General features: G+C 55.4%; 25 protein-coding genes and 1 other RNA gene. 12 read left to right on the top strand and 14 right to left on the bottom strand.

Annotated elements, in window-relative coordinates; all coding sequences use genetic code 11:
- Window positions 1–118: 118 nt before the first annotated feature.
- Window positions 119–595, top strand: a complete 477-nt coding sequence (locus I6I94_RS10485) for a GNAT family N-acetyltransferase (protein WP_006887394.1) — start codon at window positions 119–121, stop codon at window positions 593–595.
- A 54-nt stretch (window positions 596–649) separates the two neighbouring features.
- Here I6I94_RS10485 and I6I94_RS10480 read toward each other — a convergent pair whose 3' ends face one another.
- Window positions 650–1,102, bottom strand: a complete 453-nt coding sequence (locus I6I94_RS10480) for a PH domain-containing protein (protein WP_306823291.1) — start codon at window positions 1,100–1,102, stop codon at window positions 650–652.
- A gap of 142 nt (window positions 1,103–1,244) precedes the next feature.
- Between I6I94_RS10480 and budA the strand changes: the two genes are divergently transcribed.
- Window positions 1,245–1,994 (top strand): acetolactate decarboxylase, encoded by a 750-nt coding sequence (budA, locus tag I6I94_RS10475; protein ID WP_128087932.1) that lies wholly within the window; start codon window positions 1,245–1,247, stop codon window positions 1,992–1,994.
- Window positions 1,995–2,085: 91 nt separating this feature from the next.
- On the opposite strand, the gene I6I94_RS10470 is transcribed toward budA, so the two are convergent.
- Both I6I94_RS10470 and I6I94_RS10465 read right to left on the bottom strand, forming a co-directional pair.
- On the bottom strand, window positions 2,086–2,514 hold the full coding sequence (locus tag I6I94_RS10470) for an HIT family protein (RefSeq protein ID WP_128088218.1): 429 nt from the start codon (window positions 2,512–2,514) through the stop codon (window positions 2,086–2,088).
- A gap of 52 nt (window positions 2,515–2,566) precedes the next feature.
- Window positions 2,567–3,226: an MBL fold metallo-hydrolase gene (locus I6I94_RS10465; RefSeq protein ID WP_128087933.1), complete on the bottom strand. Its 660-nt coding sequence runs from the start codon at window positions 3,224–3,226 to the stop codon at window positions 2,567–2,569.
- A gap of 247 nt (window positions 3,227–3,473) precedes the next feature.
- On the opposite strand from I6I94_RS10465, the gene I6I94_RS10460 reads away from it, so the two are divergent.
- Window positions 3,474–3,941 carry a Fur family transcriptional regulator gene (locus I6I94_RS10460; protein WP_006887361.1) on the top strand — a complete coding sequence of 156 codons (468 nt, stop codon included), beginning with the start codon at window positions 3,474–3,476 and terminating at the stop codon, window positions 3,939–3,941.
- A gap of 71 nt (window positions 3,942–4,012) precedes the next feature.
- Here I6I94_RS10460 and I6I94_RS10455 read toward each other — a convergent pair whose 3' ends face one another.
- From I6I94_RS10455 to I6I94_RS10435, 5 genes are all read right to left on the bottom strand, one after another.
- Window positions 4,013–4,948 (bottom strand): metal ABC transporter permease, encoded by a 936-nt coding sequence (locus tag I6I94_RS10455; protein WP_128087934.1) that lies wholly within the window; start codon window positions 4,946–4,948, stop codon window positions 4,013–4,015.
- Complete coding sequence (locus I6I94_RS10450; RefSeq protein WP_201620678.1) at window positions 4,945–5,880, bottom strand: metal ABC transporter ATP-binding protein; 936 nt, start codon at window positions 5,878–5,880, stop codon at window positions 4,945–4,947. The genes I6I94_RS10455 and I6I94_RS10450 overlap by 4 nt, the downstream gene beginning before the upstream one ends.
- Window positions 5,881–6,879, bottom strand: coding sequence for a metal ABC transporter substrate-binding protein (locus tag I6I94_RS10445; protein ID WP_094757723.1), 999 nt, complete (start codon window positions 6,877–6,879; stop codon window positions 5,881–5,883).
- A gap of 137 nt (window positions 6,880–7,016) precedes the next feature.
- Window positions 7,017–8,099 (bottom strand): hemolysin family protein, encoded by a 1,083-nt coding sequence (locus tag I6I94_RS10440; RefSeq protein WP_037234948.1) that lies wholly within the window; start codon window positions 8,097–8,099, stop codon window positions 7,017–7,019.
- On the bottom strand, window positions 8,096–9,466 hold the full coding sequence (locus tag I6I94_RS10435; RefSeq protein WP_201620677.1) for a hemolysin family protein: 1,371 nt from the start codon (window positions 9,464–9,466) through the stop codon (window positions 8,096–8,098). The genes I6I94_RS10440 and I6I94_RS10435 overlap by 4 nt, the downstream gene beginning before the upstream one ends.
- A gap of 477 nt (window positions 9,467–9,943) precedes the next feature.
- Between I6I94_RS10435 and I6I94_RS10430 the strand changes: the two genes are divergently transcribed.
- The 8 genes from I6I94_RS10430 to I6I94_RS10400 all read left to right on the top strand — a co-directional run bounded on the left by I6I94_RS10430 (window position 9,944) and on the right by I6I94_RS10400 (window position 19,495).
- The gene (locus I6I94_RS10430; RefSeq protein WP_201620676.1) at window positions 9,944–13,660 is read left to right on the top strand and encodes a multifunctional oxoglutarate decarboxylase/oxoglutarate dehydrogenase thiamine pyrophosphate-binding subunit/dihydrolipoyllysine-residue succinyltransferase subunit; all 3,717 of its coding nucleotides are present in this window, start codon (window positions 9,944–9,946) and stop codon (window positions 13,658–13,660) included.
- A 261-nt stretch (window positions 13,661–13,921) separates the two neighbouring features.
- Window positions 13,922–14,521 carry a GDSL-type esterase/lipase family protein gene (locus tag I6I94_RS10425; protein WP_006887587.1) on the top strand — a complete coding sequence of 200 codons (600 nt, stop codon included), beginning with the start codon at window positions 13,922–13,924 and terminating at the stop codon, window positions 14,519–14,521.
- Between the two features lie 207 nt (window positions 14,522–14,728).
- Entirely contained in the window at window positions 14,729–14,803 is a 75-nt protein-coding gene (locus tag I6I94_RS11620; RefSeq protein WP_371518435.1) for a 50S ribosomal protein bL37, read from the top strand.
- A 188-nt stretch (window positions 14,804–14,991) separates the two neighbouring features.
- On the top strand, window positions 14,992–15,621 hold the full coding sequence (locus I6I94_RS10420; RefSeq protein WP_051344421.1) for a sigma-70 family RNA polymerase sigma factor: 630 nt from the start codon (window positions 14,992–14,994) through the stop codon (window positions 15,619–15,621).
- Between the two features lie 34 nt (window positions 15,622–15,655).
- Complete coding sequence (gene rsrA / locus I6I94_RS10415) at window positions 15,656–15,916, top strand: mycothiol system anti-sigma-R factor (RefSeq protein WP_128087935.1); 261 nt, start codon at window positions 15,656–15,658, stop codon at window positions 15,914–15,916.
- 128 nt (window positions 15,917–16,044) lie between these two features.
- The gene (gene aroA / locus I6I94_RS10410) at window positions 16,045–17,472 is read left to right on the top strand and encodes a 3-phosphoshikimate 1-carboxyvinyltransferase (RefSeq protein ID WP_236588866.1); all 1,428 of its coding nucleotides are present in this window, start codon (window positions 16,045–16,047) and stop codon (window positions 17,470–17,472) included.
- Complete coding sequence (rsgA, locus tag I6I94_RS10405; protein ID WP_128087936.1) at window positions 17,472–18,599, top strand: ribosome small subunit-dependent GTPase A; 1,128 nt, start codon at window positions 17,472–17,474, stop codon at window positions 18,597–18,599. Before aroA ends, rsgA begins: the two co-directional genes overlap by 1 nt.
- A gap of 74 nt (window positions 18,600–18,673) precedes the next feature.
- On the top strand, window positions 18,674–19,495 hold the full coding sequence (locus tag I6I94_RS10400; RefSeq protein ID WP_023134019.1) for an inositol monophosphatase family protein: 822 nt from the start codon (window positions 18,674–18,676) through the stop codon (window positions 19,493–19,495).
- Window positions 19,496–19,580: 85 nt separating this feature from the next.
- On the opposite strand, the gene I6I94_RS10395 is transcribed toward I6I94_RS10400, so the two are convergent.
- The 6 genes from I6I94_RS10395 to prfB all read right to left on the bottom strand — a co-directional run bounded on the left by I6I94_RS10395 (window position 19,581) and on the right by prfB (window position 24,402).
- On the bottom strand, window positions 19,581–20,150 hold the full coding sequence (locus I6I94_RS10395; protein ID WP_094757719.1) for a hypothetical protein: 570 nt from the start codon (window positions 20,148–20,150) through the stop codon (window positions 19,581–19,583).
- Between the two features lie 235 nt (window positions 20,151–20,385).
- Window positions 20,386–20,759, bottom strand: a transfer-messenger RNA (tmRNA) gene (ssrA, locus tag I6I94_RS10390).
- 210 nt (window positions 20,760–20,969) lie between these two features.
- Complete coding sequence (locus I6I94_RS10385) at window positions 20,970–21,587, bottom strand: DUF4190 domain-containing protein (protein WP_094757718.1); 618 nt, start codon at window positions 21,585–21,587, stop codon at window positions 20,970–20,972.
- Window positions 21,588–22,141: 554 nt separating this feature from the next.
- Entirely contained in the window at window positions 22,142–22,585 is a 444-nt protein-coding gene (locus I6I94_RS10380) for a DUF4190 domain-containing protein (RefSeq protein WP_094757717.1), read from the bottom strand.
- 145 nt (window positions 22,586–22,730) lie between these two features.
- Window positions 22,731–23,225, bottom strand: a complete 495-nt coding sequence (gene smpB, locus I6I94_RS10375) for an SsrA-binding protein SmpB (RefSeq protein WP_037235281.1) — start codon at window positions 23,223–23,225, stop codon at window positions 22,731–22,733.
- A gap of 49 nt (window positions 23,226–23,274) precedes the next feature.
- Window positions 23,275–24,402, bottom strand: a complete 1,128-nt coding sequence (gene prfB / locus I6I94_RS10370) for a peptide chain release factor 2 (RefSeq protein ID WP_126500255.1) — start codon at window positions 24,400–24,402, stop codon at window positions 23,275–23,277.
- Between the two features lie 357 nt (window positions 24,403–24,759).
- On the opposite strand from prfB, the gene I6I94_RS10365 reads away from it, so the two are divergent.
- A complete protein-coding gene (locus I6I94_RS10365; protein ID WP_233129244.1) occupies window positions 24,760–25,518 on the top strand; it encodes a DUF6318 family protein in 759 nt (252 codons plus the stop codon).
- Window position 25,519 lies beyond the last annotated feature (1 nt).

The following is a 25,519-nucleotide window of genomic DNA, read 5'->3' as shown; positions in this document are numbered from 1 at the left end:
CCGTACACCCCGCCACGTTCTTACCGCGTGTTCTCTATATTTCGTGCGATACGCACACATCACGTTAGAATAGTGGGAACTGTCTTTTTCACCGATATACCTAAGACCAGGAGAGCCCGTGTCCGAATTCATCGCCAAGCATTTTGACGAGCTGACCGCTCACGAGTTGCAACAAATCCACATTATCCGTTCACTGGTGTTTACGGTGGGTCAGCAATCGACTGATCAAGAGCCTGACGATGCTGATTTCGAGTGCATCCATATGGTGAATGAAGACGAATCAGGAAAGGTTCTAGCGTATCTGCGTCTATTCGATCTTGAGAAGGTTCAGGATGCACGCCACCGCTATATTCCGGGCGCATGGACGTTCGGTCGCGTGGCGGTTCACCCAGATGCTCGCGGCACCGGCTTGGGACGTAAACTTTTGCACGCCGCCCTGGAGTGGATTCGGGACAACACAGACGCGAAGGAAATTGTGATCGCCGCACAGGCATACCTAAAAGACACCTACTACAGCCCCGAGGGGTTTGTGGAGCGCGGTGAGCATTATATGGAGTCCGGGATTGAGCATGTTGAGATGGTGCTCAAACTCTGATCAAAGGAAGAAGCTCCCTCACCCGGTACGGTGAGGGAGTCACCTTCTTAGTATTTAGCCGCCGTACAACAGCACCATGTCGCTGATAATACGGTCAAGCCTTCTAATATCAGCGCCGCGCGAGAGCTTAATTTTAATACGGCCCACCTTCGTCCACAGCTCGAGCTCAGAGTTTATGTCGATGGTGCCAGCGTTTTCGGAAGACCACATGAGGATATGCTTGTACGGCAGCGAGTAAATCTCGACCTTTTTACCGGTAATGCCCTGAGCGTCCCTGACAATAAGGCGTTTATTAGTGAAGATAGCGCTGTCACGGAAGGTCTTGTAGGCGAGGAACGGCTGTTCCCCTTGCACCATAAGGTCGGCAGCGTCCGGTGGGATGGGACATTCGCTGACGAAGGTCCATGATAGTGCGGCGATTCCGTTCACGTTGTTGTCTCCTTTGTTACTGCCGTCGTTTGCCATGTTGCCTGCTTTGGCGAGCATACCTATAACATCAAGATCCATTTTTCTCCTCTATGAGAGCACAGTCACTTCTTTAGGGTAGCTGTGGTTTCTGCCAGTTACCCCTAAGTACCCTGGGAGGTTGCTGGGGATGGGGCGTAGAATGGTGGTGGAGTCAAAACATAGGCGATGGAAGGTGAAAAGGATGGCATACCAGCCGACTCGGCTTAACGGTGAAACTGTGTTCCGTAACGAGGTGTTCCAGACCGGTCTGATGTCGCAGCTGCTGGATGGCGTGTACGACGGCGAGATGACCATTGGTGAACTTCTCAGTCACGGTAATTTTGGGGTGGGCACGTTCAACGGGCTAGATGGTGAGATGGTGGTGCTGGACGGGGCGTGTTACCAGGTGCGTCACGATGGTTCGGTGTCAGTCCCGGATTTGACCGGTCAGACCCCGTACGCTGTGGTTACGAATTTTGTCCCCATGATTAAACGGGAACTGCCGCAGAATATGCTCCGTAAGTCAACGGCTCAGGTGCTTGATAATTTCACGGTGTCAAAGAACTACATGTACGCCATTAAAATTTATGGCGAGTTCGAGTGGGTGCGCACCCGCACCGTGGTGAAGCAGGAGAAACCTTACCCTAAGATGGTGGCGGCTACCGAGAACGAGGACATTGTTCAATTCGATAACCTCTCAGGCACGATTGTTGGGTTCCGCACCCCCATCTACGAGCAGGGTATTTCAGTTCCCGGTTGCCACGCCCACTTCATTGACGATGACCGCACGCACGGCGGGCATGTGGTGGACTTTAAGCTGAAGTCGGCACAGGTAGAAATCTGCCCCGGCACCGGTTTACAGCTGCATTTGCCCCTTACGGCGGAGTTCTCGTCGGCGAACCTCTCCCCCGAGGATTTGGCGGACCAGATCTCGAAGGCAGAGAAACATTAGTGTCTCTTTGGCACCACAGCATATTGTCGGCCCCCGCACAGTACCTCAGGTAGGTACCGTACGGGGGCCGAACCAGTATACGCTGATGGTATTAGGCTTCGGGCACAAACTCGTTGTGCCCCAGAGAACGCAGGGCAGCACGTACCGTTGCGGCGTCTGCATCAAGCTCTTCGGTGCTCAGATTCTTTAATGCGTTCGCCGGGTCATACTCAGCCATGCTATCGGCTGGGAACAGGTGAATGTGCGTGTGCGGTACATCAAACCCTGCGATCATTAACGCCACACGGTCCTTATCGAAGGCCCGATCCAGAGCCTGAGAAATCTTATGCGCCACAGCAAATAAGTGGGCTGCAAGCTCCGGCGGTAGGTCTGGCCACCGGTCAATCTCTTCGCGAGGCACCACCAGCAGGTGCCCGTGCGAGGCGGGCATAATGTCCATAAATGCCACGCACTTCTCGTCTTTCCACACAAACCGCCCGGGAATCTCCCCTGCAATGATCTTGCTAAAAATGCTGCTCATCATATGCTCCTGTTACCTTCAGAAAATCTCAAATACCCACAACCGGTGAGGGCTACAGATCGACCGTATCACCGGGGTTTAGGTGCGTGAACTCGGTGCCGTATTTACCGCCAAGGGTAGTAATCAGCCCCTCAATAATCCCCGTGCCGTTCTCATTGATCATGCCATTATGGATTGGGTAGGCCCGCCGGGCCCCCACCGCAATCACAAAATCGATAACCTCCTGGACCTTTCCCCACGGGGCATGCACCGGCACCAGTACATTGGGAGCTTTAACCCCGTGCGGCACCACCAGAGAATCACCAGGATGGTACACAGTACCGTTCACCAAATACCCAATATTGGCGATGACCGGGATTAACGGGTGGATCAGTGCGTGCTGCCCGCCAAAAGTCTGTACCTGAAAACCGGGAACCGTAAACTCGCTGTCAGCGGTTACGGCATTCACTTTCGCGTCCGGCACTGTTTCAAGAATCGTCTCCGTGACGGCCTGCGGCGCCCAGATACGTAGTTCGGGGTGCTCAGAAAGTAGCGGCAGCAGACGGGCAGTATCGAAATGGTCAGGGTGGGCGTGTGTTATCACAAGATAATCGGCGCCGTCCAGCAGCCGGGCGTGCTCTCCCTCAGGTGCAAAATTACCGGGGTCAAAAACCAGTGCGTGCCCCTCATTCTCAAGGCGCACGCTCGAATGAGTGTACTTCGTCAGCTTCATACCATCCAGTCTACTGTCTTCAGCCCTAGCAGGCGACGCCTATCACACATTTTCTAAGCTATCCACTGCAGCACACACCATTTCAAAGAGCTCACAACAATCTCCTAGGATTTACTTTCTTTCATCGCCACCAGCTGAGAAAACCATAAAATACGCACCAGCAGGGCAAGAATTAGTGTAAAGTCGTTGAGAAAGGAATCCACTCTCAAATTATCCGAGGTGCTCCATCACACCGGAAGGCAATACATTGGATACCCACATCCCCGTTCGTAAAATCGTCAAACACGCCGAAGCCCGCAACACCCGGCAACGCCGCGTTATCAAAGCAACCATGGCTGAGTTGGGAGATTTTATCTCAGCTCAAGATCTTCACCTCATCCTCGCTAACCGCAAAGAACAAGTTTCTTTAGCTACCACCTACAGGGTGCTGCAGTCCCTCGCCAACACAGGCGAGCTCGACGTCATTAAAGGAGTCGAAGGCGAATCCCTATACCGGCATTGTCAAGCAGACACCCACCACCATCACCTGCTGTGCCGCAGGTGTGGGAAAGCCGTTGAGCTAGAAGCACCAGCCATTGAAGAATGGGCGCTTTCTATGGGTAAAAAATACGGGTTCTCAGAGCTTGAGCACGTGGTTGAAGTAACCGGCTACTGCCCCGACTGCACGATTGAACGCCGCAAAAATGAGTCCCTGGTAACCGTCGAAATACAGTAACCGAAAAGAAAAGCTTTTAAAAATGTGGGCCTCACCCCGATACGGGGTGAGGCCCACATCTTTTCTTTCTTTTATAGGTGCGCGGGATGGTGGTGCGCATCCGTGTCTTCGGCAACCAACCGGCCTGATGCGCTGTGCCTGCGCATAATAGCGCCAATCACACGGCACACAATATAGATGAAGAACGAAACACTGGTAACGTACGGGCTAATCGGCAAAGAACCAGCCAGCGCCAGCAGAATACCGCCCACGATCGCGGCCTCAGCAAACAGCACTGACAGAAGCAGCGTGCGCAGCGGAGAAGCCGTCACCTGCATTGCCGCCGCTGCCGGAGTAATCAGAAGCGCTAGCACCAAAAGAGAACCAACCACCTGCACCGACAGCGCCACTGCAATCCCCAGCACCACCATAAACACCAGCGACAGGGCACGCATCGGCACCCCTTTCGCGTGGGCGACCTCTGGGTCTAAAGAAGCGAAGCTCAACGGCCGCCATACCAGCACCAGAATAGTAATAATAACGATGGCGCCGCCAATCATGTTACCCAGCTGGTCAGCGTCTACCGAAACGATCTGCCCCGTCAAAAGCGAGAATTTATTTGCGCTGCGCCCCTGGTAAAGAGACAGAAACAGAATGCCCAGCCCCAAACCGAACGGCATAAGCGCACCAATCACCGAGTTTGAGTCATGCTTTTTCACGCCCAATATGCCAATAAGAAGCGCCGAAACAATGGAGCCCACCATTGAGCCAGTCACCACATCATAACCGAGCAGTAACGCTAAAGCAGCCCCGGCAAATGACATCTCAGAGATACCGTGCACCGCAAAAGCGTGGTCGCGCATCATCACAAATACGCCCACAAATCCGCCAATGATGCCCAGAACAGCACCAGCCAGAATAGAATTCTGCAATAGCTGAACCAGCTCGCCGTAGCGTTCAAACACAAAAATGCGGGAGAGCAAATCCCCCTGCTGGGTGGAGGATGCGGCCGCCAGTACGTGCATCATGCCTGACCTCCCGGATGGATACTCTTGGTGTTTATTGTTTGGTTGCTGCTATGGGCTGGGTTGGTGGGAGCGTTGGTAGCCTCCCCCTCATGCGTATCCCGTGCAGTTAGGCCCGCGGTTTCTTCCTCGACAAGGTGGGTTCCGCCGCTATGTCCCTGCCCTACTATGACGTACCGTCCATTAGATTTAAGGACGTTTACCGGAGTCCCGTACAGCTCGCTGAGGGTCTGTGTCTGCATTACCTCGTCAACGGCTCCCACCGTAAACCTGCCATTTGCCAGGTACAGCACTCGATCCACATGCTCAATAATCGGGTTAATCTCATGAGTGACAAACACTACCGAGAGTCCGTGGTCCCGGTTGAAACGGTGAATCAGTTCCGCAACGGCATACTGGTGGTTCAGGTCAAGGGACAGTAACGCCTCATCAGCCAACAGGATTTTAGGGTCATTCGCCAGAGCCTGCGCGACCCGCAGCCGCTGCTGCTCACCACCGGAGAGCAGCCCCACAGGAACATTAGCGTACTCGGTGGCGCCCACAGCTTCCAGCAGCTCATCAACCTTCGCACGGTATTTACGGCCTGATAACCGAATACCCCAACGATGCCCGTCCACGCCCAAGCCCACAAGGTCACGGGCACGCATGGGGGTGGAAGTAGCGATCGCTTTCTGCTGCGGAATATACCCTACACCGGGGTTACCCGCGCGGGCGGGACGGCCCAGGACCGAGACCTCACCAGCCGACATACGCATGAGGCCCAGTACCACTTTTAGGAAAGTGGATTTACCCGAACCGTTCGGGCCGAGTACCGCGAAGTATTCACCCCGGCCAATATCAAGGGTGAGATTGTCCCAGAGGGAACGGGTGCCAAACGATAGGCTACCCCCGCGAATTGAAATCGCGGGGGTGCCGGAAGTAGGTGAATTATTCACTTAGGAGAGTGCCTTTTCAAGGTTGCTGACGTTGCTCTTCATCCAGTCCACATATTTCGTGTTTTCAGGCAGAGTCTCAGTAAACGACACGTTAGCCACGCCCGAATCCTTTGCAGACTGGAGTACCTCCTTAGTCTGCGAGGTTTCGGTCTGCGAGTTATAGGCAACCAGGTTTACCTTCTTTTCAGTCACCAGGTCTTTGGTTTCCTGCAGAGTAATTGCGGGGACGTCCTTCCCCTCTTCAACGGCTTCAGCGAACTCTGCGGGGGTGGAGTTCTCAGCACCGGTTGAAGAAATCAGATAATCGGGCACAGGCTCAGTGGCGATATATTTCTTGCCCTTGCCGTTAATCTTCTTAGCAGACTCTTCAAGGGAGTCAATTTCGCCGGTGAGTTTCTTCGCGTTCTCACGGTACTGGTCGGCGTGGGAACTGTCGATCTCGGCAAGATCATCAGCGATCTTATTGGTCACCTTCTTCACCGTGTCGAAGTCGTACCACAGGTGCTCATTAAACTCGTGGGCGTGCTCGTGACCGCCGCCCTCCTCAGCCTCACTGCCGTGGTTATGGCCGTGGCCTTCTCCCCCGCTGTGATGCTCAATCAGGTGATCATAGTCGGCGTCGGAGAGCTTACCGCTGGTCTTTACGGCGTTCACAACCTTCTGGTTGTTCTGCCCCGCGTCTTTTTCCAGGAAGTAGTCGTAGCCGCCGCCGTTTACAACTGCCAGCTTAGCGTCCTTAATCTGGAGCTTATCGGAGGCGGATGCCTCGTAGGAGTGGGGGTCGGTAGCGGTAGAGCTCACGAATGCATGGACATCCACGTTATCGCCACCTACCTGCTTAACAAGGTCAGCGTACACGTCAGTGGAAGTGACAACCTTAACCTTCGCGGTGTTACTGCCGCCACCTGAACCACCCGACGAGTTATTGGAGGTAGCGCACCCGGTCAGTAGCGCGGAGGTCATCAAAAGCGCGGATGCCGCACCAAGGATCTTCTTCATATTTAGACTCTTTCATGTATGTGGCTGGTTCGGGTATACACCAGGCTACAGTTAGTGATAACTGTTTTCAATTATGGCGCGCCGAGAAAGGATTTTTAACAACACTAAAGCACGCCATTACCCGTATAAACAACTCTTTATTTGTCGTTTGATGCGCGGCTTGCTGCCTGCAGCCTCCGCACCCTATCCTGCGTGGTGTCCTTGATTTCACCCACCAGTTCCTCAAGCACATCCTCCATAAAGACCACGCCCAGCGACCGGCCATTGCTCCCCACCACATGCGCCAAATGCGAATTATTACCCTGCATTATAGCGAGCGCATCATCAATATCGGTTTCGGGAGCAACCACCGACATAGAACGCACCAGCCGCCACCCGAACGGAATATGTTCACGCGCAGGCGGCACCGCAAGAGCATCCTTCAGATGCAGGTACCCCATATATGAGCCCTCGGGGTCGGTCACAATAAACCGGGAGTACCCGGTGCGGGCCACGGCGTGCTCCAGCTCAGCCGGGGTGCACCCAAGAGTGAGGGTCTGCACCTGCTCACGCGGAACCATAATCTCGGACACGCTCTTCTCGGTAAATTCCAGGGCCCCGCCGATCACGCCCGCATCGTCTTCAACGGTTCCTTCAGCCGTGGATTGAGCCACAATAGACTGCAGCTCGCCCAAGGTAAAGGTTGAGGCAACTTCGTCTTTGGGTTCTACACGCACCCATGCAAGCACCCGGTTTGACATGCCGTTCAGCAGAGCCACCACGGGTGCAAAAATGCGGGCTACTCGCATAAGAGAGGGCACAATCCACAGGGCAATACCACGTGCTGCCAAGGTGACAGCAGCGTTTTTGGGAACCATTTCCCCAAAGATAACGTGCAGGTAGGTGACCAGTATGAGGGTGAGAGAAAAAGCCGCCACATCCACAGCCACAGGTGGGATGCCTGTGGCAGCTAGGGGGTGCTCCAACAGGTGGTGCAGGGCTGGTTCTGAGACGTTCAAAATGAGCAAGGAGCAGATAGTGATACCCAGCTGGCAGGTGGCCAGCATGAGGGAAACGTTCTCAAGGGCGTACAGTACTTTTTTGGCTCGCAGGCTACCATTCTCGGCAAGGGGTTCGATCTGGGCCCGGCGGGTAGACATAATGGCGAATTCCGCGGCCACGAAAAAAGCGTTTCCAGCAAGAAGGAAAACGAGCAGGCCAATAGCTATCCAGTCGTTCATGTGCGCTTCTCCCCTGCTGCTGTACGGTCCCTGCGGGCGGGTACTGTTCGCAGGTACATTGTTTGAGCGGTGTCGGGAATAAAACGGATGCGGTCAACTCGGCGCCCGTCAATAGCGTCTACCCGTAACGTACCGCCAGGTACCGGCACGGTATCTCCTTCATCGGGGATACGTCCTAGGCGCTCCATCATGAACCCTCCCACCGTCTCATACTCGGGGTTCTCTTCAACCGTTAGTTCGGGTATATAGTTGTTGATTTCGCCGGGTCTGCGCAGCCCGGAGAAAACCCAGTCGCCGTTCCCGTATTGCAGAGGCCGGTCGGTGCTATCACCTACGTCATGCTCGTCAGATACTTCTCCAACAATCTCTTCAACAAGGTCTTCGAGGGTGGTAATCCCGGCGGTGCCCCCGTATTCGTCGAGTACCACCGCAAGCTGCAGGGCGCCTTCTCGCAGCTGCGTCAGGAGGGCATCCACATGCAGGGTCTCAGGCACCTGAAGCACGTCTTCAGCGAGGGTTCCGGCTTCAAGGGTTTCTCGCACCTCAGCGGGCACACCCACAGCTTTTTTGACATGTACCACGCCCACAATATTGTCCCGGTCTTCCCGGTACAGAGGAAAGCGGGAATGCCCGGTGGAACGTGCCAGCTCAATAACCTCAGCCACGGGGGCGGTATCTTCTAACATGGTGACTTTCCCGCGCGGGGTCATGACTTCTGAGGCAGTCAGCTCCGAAAAGCTCAGTGTGCGATCCACAAACCGGGCGGCGGATGAATCAAGAGTGCCGCGTTCGGCGGAACGGCGCACCATAGCGGAGAGTTCTTCGGGGCTGCGGGCGGCAGACAACTCCTCCTGGGCTTCCATCCCAAAGAGGTTCAGAATTTTATTAGCTGAACCGTTCATGAAAAGCACCACGGGTTTCATGAGGCTGGTAAATGCCAGCTGCACCGGTGCTATGCGGCGTGCTACCTGGTATGGCTGGGCAATGGCGAGCCCTTTAGGCACGAGCTCCCCCAAAAGCATTGATAGCAGGGTGGCGATACCCATCGCAAGAATAAGGGTGAGCGCATGCGCCACGGCCTCGGGCAGCCCCAAGGAGGTAACGGCCCCGGAGGCGAGGGAGTTAATAGAAGCATCCAGCGTGTAACCGGTGAGTAGGGTGGTGATGGTAATCCCCACCTGGCAGCTTGAGAGCTGGGTTGAGAGGGTTTTTAGGCATTTAAGAACCGCATCTGCCTTACGGTCACCGGCGGCGCGGGCCGCCTGTACTGCGGAGCTTTCCAGCGCCACCAGAGAAAACTCGACAGCAACAAAAAAACCGGTCCCGAGTATGAGCACTAGACCGATAATAAGTAGCACGATGTTCACGCGCGCACCACCCGCACGAGAGCACCGCTGGCTGAGGTAATGGTTATCACAGGGTAACTAGAAGGGTCATCCATAGGCTATATTCTAGCGAAGTTTTCTCTCTCATCCGAGGGTAAGGGAGGATTTAGCTCTCAGTGTTCGGCTGGGCTGCTGGGGCTTTTACAGGTTTCTGATGGGGATTCTTGACGGCACCTTCTCATGAGATGATGTCCTGCCTATGCACCCGGTGCATATTTCTCAAATTTCTTTACAGAGTTAGTCGCGTCCAGGTGGAAAGTTAGGCACCCTTCTCTCTACACTATTAAGCAGAAACACCGGCGTGCCGCCGGTGGCAAAGATGCCGTGACAACGGCACCCTTAGTCTCAGCGGCGCGCGGGCTGTAGCGTGATGATTCGCCCCTCAATGATGCGGGTCTTCAGTGCCGGGGACTCCCCCGGACGCGACGGATAAATTCACAGTAAGGAAGAGGCGTCAAAGTGCCAAATCTGCCAGATCACCTGGTACCTGAGGAATTTGCCGGTAACGAATGGTTCGTAGAAGAGCAGTATGAGCGTTACCAGCAGAATAAAAATCAAGTGGCTCCCTCCTGGTGGCCTATTTTTGAGTCTATTGATAAGGCTATTTCGGGTGCCCCGGCGGGCGCGAATGCTACTGAGGCTGTAGCGAGCGCATCCACCACCGCAACCGTTGAGAAGGATACTCCCAACACGGCACCAGCCGCGGCAGAAGCCCCGAAGAAGAGCGCCGCTGCACCGGCTAAGGACGCACCCCTGACCGCCCCCAAGGCAGACACCCCCTCACCAAAGGCGAAAAACGTGGAAGAAGTAGAAGATAAGATCGTTCCCCTCCGTGGCCCTGCAAAAGCTGTGGCTACCAATATGGAGGATTCCCTTACCGTCCCCACCGCGACTACTGTGCGCGCAGTCCCGGCAAAGTTGCTGATTGAGAACCGTGCTGCGATCAATAAGTATTTGGCGCGTACCCGTGGCGGCAAGATTTCCTTCACGCATATTATTGGTTACGCCGTAATTCGTGCGCTGGCTGCTATGCCGTCTATGAACGTCACGTACGGGCATGATGAAAAGGGCAAGCCGATTGCTATTCACAACGGGCATGTGAACTTTGGTTTGGCGATTGACCTGCCCCGCCCTGACGGTACCCGTAGCCTGGTGGTGCCGAATATTAAGGGTGCCGAGACTTTGAGTTTCTTGGAGTTCTGGGAGGCGTACGACGATATTGTGAAGCGCGGGCGTGCCGGGCAGCTGGGTCTTGAAGATTTTACGGGCACCACCGTTTCGCTCACCAACCCTGGTGGTATTGGTACGGTCCATTCGGTACCGCGCCTCTCTAAAGGGCAGGCCGCGATTATTGGTGTGGGTGCTTTGGAGTACCCGGCAGAGTTCCGCGGAGTCTCTGACAAGATCATCTCTCAAAATGCTATTTCGAAAGTAATTACCCTCACCAGTACCTATGATCACCGTGTGATTCAGGGCGCCGGTTCGGGCGAGTTCCTGAAGATCGTAGAAAGCTACCTGCTGGGTGCTGAGGGCTTCTACGACGAGATTTTTGAGGCTATCCGTATTCCCTTTAAACCGCTGCGTTGGTCGCGCGATAACCAGGTTGACCCCGATATTGAGGTGTCAAAGGTTGCCCGTATCCAGCAGCTTATCCACGCTTACCGGGTGCACGGGCACCTTGTGGCGCAGACCAACCCGCTCGGCTACCATGTGCTTTCCCACCCCGATCTGGAGCTTGAGAAGTACGGGTTGAGCCTGTGGGATTTGGATCGCGTGTGGCCCACTGGCGGGTTCGGGGACAAAGACGCGCTGCCGCTACGCACCATTTTGGAACGCCTGAACGAGGCGTACGCGGGCACCCTAGCCGTGGAATACATGTACAACGAAAGCCCCGAGGTGCGCCAGTGGTTCCAGGACCAGCTGGAGCACGGTTATACCAAGCCCTGCCGTGAAGAGCTGCTGCGTGTGCTGCATAAGCTGGTTGAGGCTGAGGCGTTTGAGAACTTCCTGCAGACCAAGTACCTGGGCCAGAAACGTTTCTCCCTTGAGGGCGGTGAGTCGCTCATCCCGCTGCTTGATGCGATTATTGACAAGGCCGCCAGTAAAGACATGAACGGTGTGGCTATTGGTATGGCGCACCGTGGCCGCCTTAACGTGCTGACTAATATCGCTGGGAAGTCGTACGCACAGATTTTCCGCGAATTCAGCGGCACCGCAGAGCCTGCGCATGGGAACAGCTCCGGTGATGTCAAGTACCATCTGGGCACAGAAGGTACGTATACCTCTGACTCTGGCAAACAGACCCAAGTGTACTTGGCGGCTAACCCCTCCCACCTTGAGGCGGTCAACACTGTGCTTGAGGGTATCGTGCGAGCCAAGCAGGACGTGCTCAACGAGCAGGGTGTTGAAGGCCGCCCGATTCTGCCGATCCTTATCCACGGTGATGCTGCATTCGCCGGGCAGGGCATCGTTATGGAGACCTTGCAGATGGCGAACCTGCGTGGCTACACTACCGGCGGCACCGTGCACATTGTGGTCAACAACCAGATCGGTTTCACCACCACCCCCGAGGACGGACGCACCGCAACCCACGCCACCGACATTGCGCGTATGACCAAGGCTCCGGTGTTCCATGTGAACGCCGACGACCCCGAGGCTGTGGTGCGCGCCGGGCGTATGGCGTTCGAGTACCGTGAACGCTTTGGCCAGGACGTGGTCATTAACCTGTTGTGCTACCGCCGTCGCGGCCACAACGAGGCGGATGACCCGTCAATGACTCAGCCGAAGATGTACCAGATCATTAATGAGATGCCCTCAACCCGCACCCTGTACGCTAGGGCCCTTGTTGGCCGTGGCGATGTCACCCAGGAAGAAGCGGATGAGGCTCTGAACGCCTACCATTCGAAGCTGGATGCTATTTTCGCGGAGACTCAGACGGCTGTTCCGTTGGTTCACAGTGCGAATGTTGAAGGTATTGAGCTGCCCTCGTCGCAGCAGGGTACCGAGGTGGTTCACGGCGGTGTCACCGCGATTTCGCGTGATACTTTCGAGCTTATCGCCAACTCATTTGGTAACGTACCTGAAGGCTTTACCGTGCACAAGAAGCTGCAGAAGCTTCTGCAGCAGCGCGTCGAAATGGGTAAGAGCGGTAAGGTGAACTGGGGTATGGGTGAGCTGCTTGCGCTTGGTTCTGTCCTGCTGGAAGGCACCAATGTGCGCATGAGCGGGCAGGATGTGCAGCGCGGCACCTTCGTGCAGCGTCACGCGGTTCTGCATGATCACCTCACCGATCAGGAGTGGTCGCCACTGCAGAACCTCGCAGCCGAACAGGGCACGCTGCGTATCTATAACTCACTGCTGTCGGAGTACGGTGTGATGGGCTTTGAGTACGGGTACTCTGTTGAACGCCCGGATTCGCTCGTGGTGTGGGAGGCACAGTTCGGCGACTTCGCGAACGGTGCACAGACCATTATTGACGAATTTGTTTCCTCTTCGGAGCAGAAGTGGGGGCAGCGTTCCTCACTTGTGCTGCTGCTGCCGCACGGCTATGAGGGACAGGGCCCGGATCACTCTTCGGCCCGTATTGAACGGTACCTGCAGTTGTGCGCGGAGAACAATATGACCGTCGCGGTTCCCTCTACCCCGGCCTCGTATTTCCACCTGCTGCGCCGCCACAGCCAGCACCGTCCGTACAAGCCGCTGGTGGTTATTAGCCCCAAGCAGCTGCTGCGGCTCAAGAGCGCAACCTCATCAATTGAGGACTTCACCGAGGGCTCGTTCCAGCCGGTAATTGGTGACCGTTCGGGTGTGAACCCGGCCGAGGTTGAGCGCCTGGTGCTCGTCTCAGGCCGCCTGTACTACGATCTTGAGGCTGAGCGCGCTAAGCGCGGCGACACTAAGACCGCGATTGTCACGGCTGAGCAGCTGTATCCGCTGCCCGAGGCCGAGATTAAGGCGCAGCTGGCCCTGTACTCAAACGCCCAGGATGTGGTGTGGGCCCAAGACGAACCCGCAAACCAAGGCCAGTGGCCTTTCATGGCCCTGAACCTGCTGCCGGTTATAGACCGCCCGGTACGTCTGGCTGCCCGCCCCGCCTCGGCCTCTCCCGCTGCAGGCACCGGCAAACGCCACACCGCCGAACACGAGGTTCTGCTGCAGCAGGTCTTTGAAGGCTAAACCGGTTCAATAGGTAGTGAATCTCATGTGAGGGCCCCGTCTTCTTCACTTGTCAAGAAGGCGGGGCCTTTGCCCTTGCATTGGGCGCGTCTGAGGATATGCGCTGTGCCCTGCACTGGCGCGGATGCGCGCCCCGGTTATCTAAAACATGCCACAAAGTTAGATAAACAGCCCGTGTACCGCTTATGCTTGTAGTTAGAGAATTTTGCACATAAGGGTGAAGCGCCGGGCGCTACCACCGATAAAAGAAGAAAGATTCCCGTGGAGCAACGCAATATTCGACTCGTAGCCGTCGGCGACGACCTGCTCGCGGGTGTGGGTGACCCCCGCACCTTAGGCTGGTTCGGTCGTGTCATGGCCCGCACCCCCCACAATAATGCATCTATCACGGCCTATAACTTGGCCGCCCCCAACGAAGGCAGTGATCTGCTCAATGAACGCTGGTTTGAAGAGGCACGCCGCCGCTTCGCACCCGGTGCCGATAACCGTCTCGTGATAGCCCCCTCCACGTTCGACATTGATCTAGGGCTCACGAGCGCCCGTTCACGTCTTAACCTGGCGAACATGGTGGATATGGCCTCGCAGAATAACATTAGGGTGCTGGTGGTAGGCCCGCCTCCCACGCTCGACGCTGAGCGGAACAGGCGCATTGCCGACTTGTCAGCTGCCTACGCAGATGTGGTAACCCGCCGTAACCAGGTGTATGTTGATACCTTTAACCCGCTGCTGCACCATGAGCAGTGGCGTAACGATTTGGCGACCAATAACGGGCTGCCTGGGCAGTCCGGGTATGGCCTGATCGCTTGGCTGGTGCTGCACCGCGGCTGGTACTCTTGGCTGAGTATCCCGGAGCAGCCCTAGACCTTTTCTGCGACGCGGATTCTGCGTGTTTTTTCGCTCACTGGCGGCGGATAAGATGCATTCGCGTCATTTTTATGAAAAAATAAACGGCGTTGCCCTAGTGCTCAGCCCCGTGTCCTGTACCCGGAGCGTGTACCTGAACAGGGCGGTCAGCGGGGTGTGCCTCTTCAGTAGTGGCGCACCCACCCAAGAATGAAGGAGGCTCGCATGAGCAAGCGCGGTCGCAAGCGTAAGGATCGTCGTAAGAGCGGCGCAAACCACGGTAAGCGCCCCAACTCTTAAGGTCGCTTTGCATACGTTATGAACCCCGGTGTTTCTCAGCGCCGGGGTTTTGCTTTACCAGCAAGCCCCACAGGGAATAAAACCTACCGCAGTTTTGTTGGATCCACCAGGAACACCCGGTGCAGGTATGCTGGAGGAAGACCCTGAACGCAGATGTGCCGTCCTGGTGGCGGCAGGAAAGAGAGCAGATGAGCGAGATTAACGCCGCTGAGGCGACGAAGACTCTCGACAGCCGTGAGCTCCGCACCCGTTTCACCACAGATGCGATGCAGTACGTGGATCAGCTGTACGCTGCTGCACTGCGGATGAGCCGCAACCCCGCCGACGCTGAAGACCTCGTGCAGGAAACCTACACGAAGGCGTTCGCCTCATTCCACCAATTCAAGCAGGGCACGAACCTGAAGGCCTGGCTGTACCGCATCCTCACGAACACTTACATTAACCTGTACCGCAAACGCCAGCGTGAACCGCAGACCGCTAACGCTGAGGCCGTCAATGATTGGCAGCTGGCCCGGGCTGGTGAACATGACGCTGTGGGGTTACGTTCAGCTGAGGCCGATGCGCTTGCCGCTTTACCGGATACCGAGGTGCGTGAGGCGTTCTCGGCCTTAGCGGAGGATTTTCGGATGGTTGTTTACTATTCCGATGTTGAAGGGTTCAGCTATAAGGAGATCGCCGAGATTATGGATATCCCGCTGGGGACGGTCATGTCTCGGCTGCACCGCGGCAGGCGTATTCTGCGTGAAAAACTGGTTGATTATGCCCGTGAGAACGGTGTGCGCCCCTCAACGATTGAGAAGGCGCTGAGCAAAAAGTAGTTTTTATTCCAACTGTTAGTGATAAGGAGATCCCGTGGAAAAAACAGAGGATTGCGGGGGAAACCCCTGCTCTGAACAGCTCAAAAGCATCTACGAGTATTTGGATGGTGCCTTAAGCGCCGAGGAGATAGCTCAGTTACAGGAACATCTTGATAATTGTGCGCACTGTGCGGAGGCCAAGAACCTTGAGGAGCTGGTGCGTGCCAAGATTAAAAGCTCGTGTGCACAGCAGGCTCCGGAGGCGTTGAAGACTAAACTGATGGGGTATATTGACGAGCTTTGTGCTACTGCGTAGTACCGTGTCGTACTGTTTCGCGGTGGGACCCACAGGCGGGTGCCCGGTAGAATAGTAGGCGGGGTGGCTGCTGCCCACCCGTTATGGCTGATGCCGCGCCGCCTATTAATAAGATTGTGGGGATACATATGAGTGATACGGCACCCGTTCACCCCGGGGTAACACCGGGTGACTGGCCGGCCCCCCTATTCACTGGTGAACCTGGCGCACGGGCGACGGTACGTATCCCCGGGTCTAAATCACTCACTAACAGGTATCTTCTGCTGGCGGCCATGGCGGACTCCCCATCGGTTGTGCACGCCCCGTTACATTCGCGTGACTCTCTGCTGATGATAAAGGCGTTGGAGGCCCTTGGGGCACGTTTTGAGTCTTTAGAGACAGACTCACCTTTTGGCCCTGACCTGCGGGTCACTCCCATTGACTTCTCTTCCGCCACCCCGCGTTACAGCACCATTGATTGCGGGCTGGCGGGAACCGTTATGCGTTTTGTGCCTGCTCTGGCGGCGTTATTACCTGGCGAGTTCGGCTTCGATGGGGACGCACACGCTCGCAAACGCCCTATGGCTCCCCTGCTCGATGGCTTGCGCCAACTGGGGGTGGATGTACCCTGTGAGGGCGATCAGGCCGACGCGTTACCTTTTACGGTGCAGTCTCCGGGCTTGGCGCAGCGCCCTGTTGAGGGCTCCGCAATCCCCGAAGTGTGTATTGATGCCAGTGCATCTTCCCAATTCGTTTCGGCTTTTCTGTTGGTGGCCCCGCGTCTGCCGCAGGGGCTGGTGATTCGGCACGTTGGGGATGCGGTACCCTCAGTACCGCATATTGAGATGACTGTTGAGACTCTGCGTGAGTTGGGCGTTCGGGTGGAGAGCTCCCCTGAGCAGTACACATGGGTGGTGCGCCCCGGAGCTATTCGCGGGTTTGAGAAGACGATCGAGCCGGACCTATCAAACGCTGGCCCGTTTCTTGCGGCGGCAACGGTGACAGGTACCTCTGTGACGATTCCCGACTGGCCCGCCCCGGCGGGTGACGGTCAGCCTGGCACCACCCAGGGAGGCGATATGTGGCGCGAGCTGCTGCCGACGGTCGGTGCGACAGTCTCTTACAGTGAAAAGGGGCTGACGGTCACGGGCTCCCCCGCAGTGGGGGGCGAGAGAGAGTACGTTTTTGACTTGGCACGATGCGGGGAGCTGGCACCCACGCTAGCCGCCATTTGCGCTTTACTTCCGGCACGTACCGAGCTGCGTGGTATTGCGCATCTGCGTGGGCATGAGACAGACAGGCTGAAGGCCCTAAGGGTCGAGATTAACCGGTTGGGCGGCTCTGCCGATGAACTTGATGACGGGCTTGTTATTGATGCCCCTGTTCAGCGGGCAGCCACCAATGCGGCGGTGACGGTTCGCACCTACGAGGACCACCGTATGGCCACATTCGCGGCGGTACTGGGGCTGCGTGTGCCCGGTGTGGTGGTTGAGAATATTGCTACCACCGCCAAAACCCTCCCCGATTTTGTTGGCCTGTGGAATAACATGTTGGGCCAGCTGGAAGGGAGCCGCTAGTGGGTTCGTCGCGGCTGAATTCCCGTGATGTGCTGGACTGGGACGAGTCAGATGTGCGGGTACGCCCCAATAAGCGCGGGTCACGGCCGCGTACGAAAGACCGCCCCGCTCACAAGAGCGCGATTCGTGGCCGTGTCATTACGGTGGATCGGGGACGCTGGTCCGTTGTTGTTGCCGAAGGCACCGTGAATGAGCGCACCCTAGTCGCGACCAGGGCCCGTGAGCTCCGCCGTACCGCAATTGTCACCGGCGATTTCGTGGATGTGGTGGGTGATACCTCCGGCAAGAAAGATACTCTCGCCCGCATCGTGAGGCTAGGTGAGCGCTCCTGCGTGCTGCGGCGTAGCGCGGATGATACTGACCCAACCGAGCGTGTGGTGGTGGCGAACGCAAACCAGCTGGTGATTGTGGTGGCCGCAGCAAACCCTCAGCCCCGCACCGGTTTTATTGACCGTGCCGTAGTGGCTGCGTACGATGCGGGGATTGAGCCCATCCTGTGCGTCACCAAAACCGATATACGCCACCCTCAGGAGCTGCTGGACTATTATCAGCGCTCGGGATTACGGATTGTGCTCTCCGCGGCATCTGATGGGCGTGCCCCAAGTGAGGAGGGCGCTGAGGGCCTCACTACCGGCCCTGTGCGTGAGCTGCTGGGCGATCTGCTGGGGAACGTGTCTGTTCTGTTGGGCCATTCGGGAGTGGGAAAATCCACTCTTGTTAATGCCCTCACGGGTGCTGAGCGCGCTACCGGGCACGTGAATTCAGTGACTGGGCGGGGGCGGCACACGTCTTCGTCAGCGTTAGCGCTTCAGCCCGCCTCGGATGCGGGTGTCGAGGTTCCGCCAGGCACCTGGATTATTGACACCCCGGGCATCCGCTCTTTCGGGTTAGCCCACGTTTCGATGCAGAAGGTTGTGGAGGCATTTCCTGACCTTGCCCCCGGTGCGGTAGAGTGCCCTAGGGGGTGCGCCCACACTGATGACTCCTCCGGGTGCGGTATAACCGCCTATGTTGCTCGCGGTGAGGCTGGGCCCAGTGGCGCCGACCGGTTGGCGTCTATGCGTAAACTGCTGGCGGCCCCCAACCAAGCGGGCAACGATGAGAAGGAGTTGGGCTCACTCACCTAAAGTTTCCTTCATTATGGGCGCTAAGGGCGTACCATAAATACTATGACCACCGATACGAGAACCGAATAAGGACTATGAACACGACCCCTTACACCGATGACGTGCGCCTAGCGCACACCTTAGCTGATAGCGTTGATCGAGTTGCGATGGCGCGTTTTACCGACCACAGCATGAGCGTTCACATGAAGGATGACGGCACCCCTGTCACCGATGCGGACCGTGAGATTGAGCAGCTGATCCGCGCCCAGCTGCAGAGGGCTCGTATCCGTGATGGTGTTGCTGGTGAGGAGTCGGGAACCATGGGTACCACCTCACGGCAGTGGGTTATCGACCCGATTGATGGCACCAGCAACTTTGTGCGTGGTGTTCCGGTGTGGGCTACCCTTATTGCTCTTCTGGATGAGGGCGAGCCGGTGGTTGGTCTAGTGTCTGCACCCGCGTTACAGCGCCGCTGGTGGGCCGCCAAAGGCTCAGGGTCCTATGCTGGTAAATCTTTGGCTCGTGCCACCCGCTTAGAGGTATCAAAAGTCGCTAATATTGCGAATTCTTCACTATCGTACTCAGATTTTGCGGGGTGGGCTGAGAACGGTATGGAACAGCGGTTCTTCTCCTTAGCACAGTCCGTGAAACGTACCCGCGCTTACGGCGATTTCTGGTCGTACTGCCTGGTGGCAGAAGGCGCCGTCGATATCGCTGCTGACCCGCAGCTGAACATGCACAATGTGGCTGCTCTGGTGCCGATTGTGAGGGAAGCTGGCGGTAAAATCACCACATTTAACGGGAATAATGCGACATCAACCACGTACAGCCAGCGCACGAGCGTGCTAGCCACAAATGGTGCACTGCACTCAAAAGCGCAGGGGCTGCTGAGCGATATCGGGATTAGCGAGGACTAGCTCTCTCGCTCTTCTCTTACATAAGATGCAGGGAGGGGACGCACAGAACGTGCGTCCCCTCCCTGCATCTTATGTTTCTGTTGTATTAGAAGAAAGCAAGCACATAGAGCACCGCAGATCCTATCAGTCCCAGAATGCTCAGACCTCCCAGAACTATAGCTAGTGAGCCGAAAGTGGTTGTACGGGAGGATGCGGAGGTTTTAGTTTTAGTCTTTCCGCTGACCTTAAACGCGTAGATCCCTAGGATGAATGCCATAAGTGCCGGAAGCAGCCCACCCATGAGTACGTTAGTGACTTGCACGATCTCGTAGGGCCGGTACATTGACGCAGCGCGCGAGAGAGTAGTGAGACTCTGAACCCCGGAGTATACAAGCGAGAAAAGGGCTAGAGCAAAACCACCCACTGCGTAGAAATAACCGGGTCCGCGGATATCGCCGGGCGCTCGCCCGTAGGGGCGCCGGTACTCGTCGGGCACCTCGTACTCGGCAGGCATACGGTTGTAGTTGAAATCGTAGTCTAGAGCGCTTATACCAGCTACCGTGGGCGCGGCTTGGGGGTGCACTGTTTGGGGGCTCAGCTGGGCAAGCGGCGGCACAGGTTGCATGGGTGAGGAAGGCTGGGCGTAGGGGTGCTGTGTATTAGGTGTGGGCTCCATATGCCGTCTCCTGCAAAAAATCTTTACTGGTATCACCCCGCATATGTTCGCCTTCCTGCTGGTGAGGCGGTTTTTAGCGGGCGTGCTCTCTTTACGATACTACGGCATCTTGGGGAACGATGCACGGCATAAGCGGTCTATTAAAATAGTAAGCCGCCTGGCATCTCCACTGGTGTGGAGGCGGCCAGGCGGTACTGTAACGGGTTCGTCCCGTGGAGCGGAACCCTGGGGATTTCTGTGGAGATGCGGGGAATCGAACCCCGGTCCGTTGTGGCTTCGACGGGGCTTCTCCGTGCGCAGTTTGTGAAAACGCTACTTTTCGGCTCCGGTGCTTGCACAAACACTTACACCGACGAACCTATTCGTATAAAAAGTTCCGCTAGCCCCTACGACAAGGGCCAGCAGCAGTGGCCTTTTAAAACGATGCCGGTCCCTGAGTCAAAGGCATGCTCAGGCCGACAGACTGCAACTCGCGCTTAGGCAGCGAGTGCGAAGTCAGTGCGCTTAGATTCTGCACTTATTTTTTTGCAGAGGGCGTTAACGAGATAACCCTGCGTCCTCGGCACGCTTCACCCATCTCGACTCACATCGTCGAAACCGATCATCCCCCTATGCTTTTATCAAAAAGCGCCGTCCTGAACGTTTTCCGTATCCATACCTAGACGGCACGGCACCGCTCAGTAACGGTTAGAGAATCAGTATAGCCGCAGCGCTCATGTATTGCAAACCTTGTGTGGGGTTTCCGTGACGCTTCTGCTGGGAGAGACAGTAAAAGGGTGATGTCTTCTACTCAGAAGCATCCCCTTTGAAGGATGGTGCCTATTTGGCGGGAACAGTCATGGAGCTTCCATCGTCAAGTTCACATGTGACGTGCCCGTTGCCGTCGGGAGTGCCAGCTTCACGACAGTCATTCTCCAGCTGTATATGCAAGAAAACAGTGATTGTGATGGTAACTGCTGCTACTAGAAGGGCCAGTCCCCCTGTGACCATACCACCTATAGCGAATCCTTTACCGGTTGCAGTTTTCTTACCGATCTTATTAAGCGCAACAATCCCTACAACTATGGCAAAGATACCTAACGGTATTCCCACATAGTAGAAGATCCCCAGAAACAAACTCAATAGGCCAACAATGAGCGAGGTAATCGCAAGAACCGCATTGGGGGCGGTGTCCTGCCCAGGGTAGGCACCATAGTTGTCGTAAAGGTCATAGTAGTCGTAGTCATATCCTGGTGCGTTTATACCCTCGTACCCAGGATGTTGTTGATACTGCCCTGGGTGGGCGCCGTAGCCGGGTGCCTGCTGCCCAGCATAGTACCCCTGCTGCTGTTGCGGGTAGCCCGGTGCCGGGGCGGGGTAGGAGGCCGGGTAGTCCCCCTGTCCTTGCGGCGGAGTACCAGGGTAACCGGGGTATTGCTGGTACGGATTATGTGACATCTATACCCTTCCTTGGGGCTCGGCGATTACCGCACGATTTTAAAACATGCGTGAGTCCATTCTACGCGAATCAGATGTAAGCGCACGGTACCCTGCTGTTAGCCGCGTCTAACCGCGCAAAAGAAGGCTAAAACGCGCCATCAGCAGAGATGTGCACCCTCCCCGGTGAGCCGCCCCAAGCTTACAGAATCTCGTGAACTACTATTCCACCCCTAGTGTTTACAGAGAAGTTCTGCCCGTCAATATGACAGATCACCGTACCGTTGGAGTCCTTCTCACTGGTATCAACGCAGTGCTGTATTTTGCCGTACCAGGTAATCAGGACAATACTAGCTTGTTTTACCTCAGAGCCTGCTTTGCTCCCGCGCTGTGTCTCCGATATAAATACCACTAACTAGGGTGCCCCAACCACAGCAGCTGAGACACCCTAATTTCCCATTTTATGTACCTATAAGCTTTATATGTTAATCAACTGAAAAGCTGAGAATTCAATTCTTTTGAACAAATCTTATAAGTTTATAACCCACATGGTGGTTACTAAAGGCAGAGATTTCTTAATGGATGGTCGTGGTCTTACCATTTATCGTACAAGTAATAGACCCGTCAGAGTTCCTGACTCCGGTATTAACACAATTTTGCGTTTCGACTGCAACCCACGTGACGACAATTATCATACCAATAGTAGCAATTATTCCTAGTGCACCAAGAATAATACCGGTGATTGCCATACCTTTCCCGCTTGCGGTTCCAGCTTTTACCTTTTTCAAGGAGATGATACCAAGGATTACAGATACTAGCCCGAGAGCACCACCAATAAACAACAAACCGGTGACAAACGCAGAAATACCGAGAACCAAAGCTGTAATAGCCAGGGCGGCACTGGGTTTTGGTTGGTAGCCCTGCATGGGCGGCGGTACCGGCGCACCCTGCGGAGGCGGAGCCGGGGTAAACTTCGGCGCATCAGCAGACCCATTGTTAGGGCTAAAATTTTCAGACATACAGTCAGTCTCCTTTGGTTGATTGCTCTCTCCACTTATAGGGTGAAGGTACCCTCTATTATACGGTAGAACACACCTTTCGCACTGGTGTCCTCTGAGCTATACCGTGGACCCTTTACAGCTTCGCTCTCCCTTTACCAACAAGTTAGCCACCAAGGTTGCGGTAGCGCATGGCGCGCGCCGCTTCCAACGTATCTTGCCTCTCCCGAAGGGCCTGGCGTTTATCATACTCGCGTTTACCGGTGGCAAGGGCAATCTCAACTTTTGCCCGGCCATTACTGAAATACAGTTTAAGCGGAACCACAGTATAACCGGTCTCCTTCAGCTTCTGTCCCAACCGGTTAATCTCAGTACGATGCAGCAGCAGTTTACGGCGGCGGCGAGCAGCATGATTCGTCCATGTACCATACCCGTATTCGGCAATGTGAATACCTTCAAGCCACATTTCATTACCGTTCACTTGGCAGAAGCCATCAGTAATGGAGGCGCCACCGTCACGCAACGACTTCACCTCAGTGCCCATTAGCACAAGGCCTGCCTCATATGTCTCAACAATATTGTAGTTATGCCGTGCTTTTTTATTCTGGGCAATAATTGAATTATTTGGGTCTTTAACGCCCTTCTTTTTCTTCTGAGCCATCATATCCTCTAGCTGTATATTCCTCATGCGACGCGCCTGAGCGCCGCTACTAATCCTTACCCGCAGAACGGGATGATGCACGCCACCGGATACCCGCATCAATAAACGCGTTCAGCCCACCATCGAGCACGTTCGCGGTATTTCCCTCTTCATAACCGGTACGCAAGTCCTTCACCATCTGGTACGGATGCAGTACATAAGAACGCATCTGGTCCCCCCAGCTCGCTTTAATATCCCCGGCGAGTTCCTTCTTTTTCGCGTCCTCTTCTTCCTTACGCAATAGAAGCAGTCGTGACTGCAGCACACGTAGAGCGGCAGCGCGGTTCTGCAGCTGCGATTTCTCGTTCTGCATCGACACCACGATACCCGTAGGGAGGTGAGTCATGCGAACCGCAGAATCGGTGGTATTCACCGACTGTCCGCCAGGGCCAGACGAGCGGAACACATCCACCTTAATCTCTGTCTCAGGAATCTCAATAGCGTCAGTCTGCTCAATGAGTGGCACCACCTCCACCGCCGCGAAGGAGGTCTGGCGTCGCCCTTGATTATCGAACGGGGAGATACGAACCAGCCGGTGCGTCCCAGCTTCAACCGATAGGCGTCCAAAAGCGAACGGGGCATTCACCTCAAACGTCGCCGACTTCAGCCCGGCTTCCTCGGCGTATGAGGTGTCAAGCAATTTCGTCGGGTAACCGTTCTTTTCGGCCCAGCGCAGGTACATACGCAGAAGCATCTCAGCAAAATCAGCAGCATCTACCCCGCCAGCCCCCGAGCGGATCGTTACCACAGCCTCACGCTGATCGTATTCGCCTGATAGCAGCACGAGTACCTCTAGCTCTTCAAGCTTGCGGCGGATGCTCACACATTCAGTACGCGCCTCGCTCAGAAGCTCCTGCGCACTTTGCGGGTCCTCCGCTTCGGCGAGCTCAACCATGACTTCAACATCGTCAATACGCGATCCCAACGATGTTAGGCGGTTCAGCTCAGCTTGCTTATGCGACAGGGCGCTTGTTACCTGTTGCGCAACCTGCGGATCGTCCCATAGCTGCGGGTCGGCGGCACGTTCCGATAATTCCGCGATGGCACGTTCAATACCCTCAAGGTCGCTCACAGCGGCGATTGAGGCGTAAACAGCGCGCAGTTCCCTAATTTCAGCAGAAAAATCGAAAGATGCCATAGCCCTTAACAGTAGCGCGAAAATCCCTGAAAGTCTCACCAGAACAGTATTATCACTGCGAAACGCACAACGCGTATTGCTAGGCAAAACAATAAGATAACGCTCCCCTAGCCTCACTCTGAATAATTCGTGGGCCGTATTCCTCAAAAACTAAGGACTCATATGTACAATCTAGTTTTTGGGCGTGTTACATCCATTGAGCTTTGATTTGTTGAGTCTCAGCCCGTAGTCTAAGGGTACGTATTCACATTGAACCAATAAGATTGAGGCGCTTCCGGGCCTGACCATGTGGGTGTATTTTCTGCCGCCTGTTGTGCACAGGGCCTTCTAGTGTTGATGAAGGAGAGAACTCCCGTGATGGTAGAACCAAACACTGACCGTATTGTTCCGCGTCGTCGTGCGCTGCTGCTCGCTGGTGTGGGGTTAGGGTCATTGGGTCTTGCGGCCTGTGGCGGTGGAAATAAGGCAGCTGAGCAGGAATCCAGCAGTTCCAGTTCTGCTTCAGAGACACCTCAGGACAGCGGTAGTGCTAGTCCCTCTGTCTCCAGCGAGGCCTCTACTTCTTCTGCCAGTGAAGGAGCGACTGCTACCCCTGACCCGAATTTTTCAAAAGGGTACTCTGGTGGGGGAAAAGCTCCAGATGGTGAGTATCGTGAGGCTGATTTGCAAGGACCTGCTCAAAATGTTCCCAAGCCTGTAATGCCTGAAGATGGGTATAAGCTCGCTACGGTTGAGGGTTTAGAAAAGTCGGTGCATGCATGGGTTAACTGGAAAAACTATGGGATTCAAACGGGTGATTATACGATTGCCCGGCAATTTGTTTCTGCACAATTTACTGAAGAAACCGAATATATGGATACCATTACAAAGCTTTATGAAAGGGGAGGATGGGTTAAAGGCGGGGTAGCTTATTTTGAATTTCACGGAGAACCCATTATTAAAGACGATGGTGTCTACCAGTGGGAGTTCTACCGTCTCTGGAAAGAAATAATGCAGATTGAACCCAACGGAAGGTATCGTAAATCTAAAAACACCCCTAGTACCAATAATCTTTATTGGCTGCAAGCTAAGAATGACGGCAGTAGCTGGAAAATTTTGAGTATTAAAGGGGCATGAG

The sequence above is a fragment of the Rothia aeria genome (assembly GCF_016726365.1).
Classification (GTDB): Bacteria; Actinomycetota; Actinomycetes; order Actinomycetales; family Micrococcaceae; genus Rothia; species Rothia aeria.
This window is presented reverse-complemented; position numbering and strand designations above follow the sequence as displayed.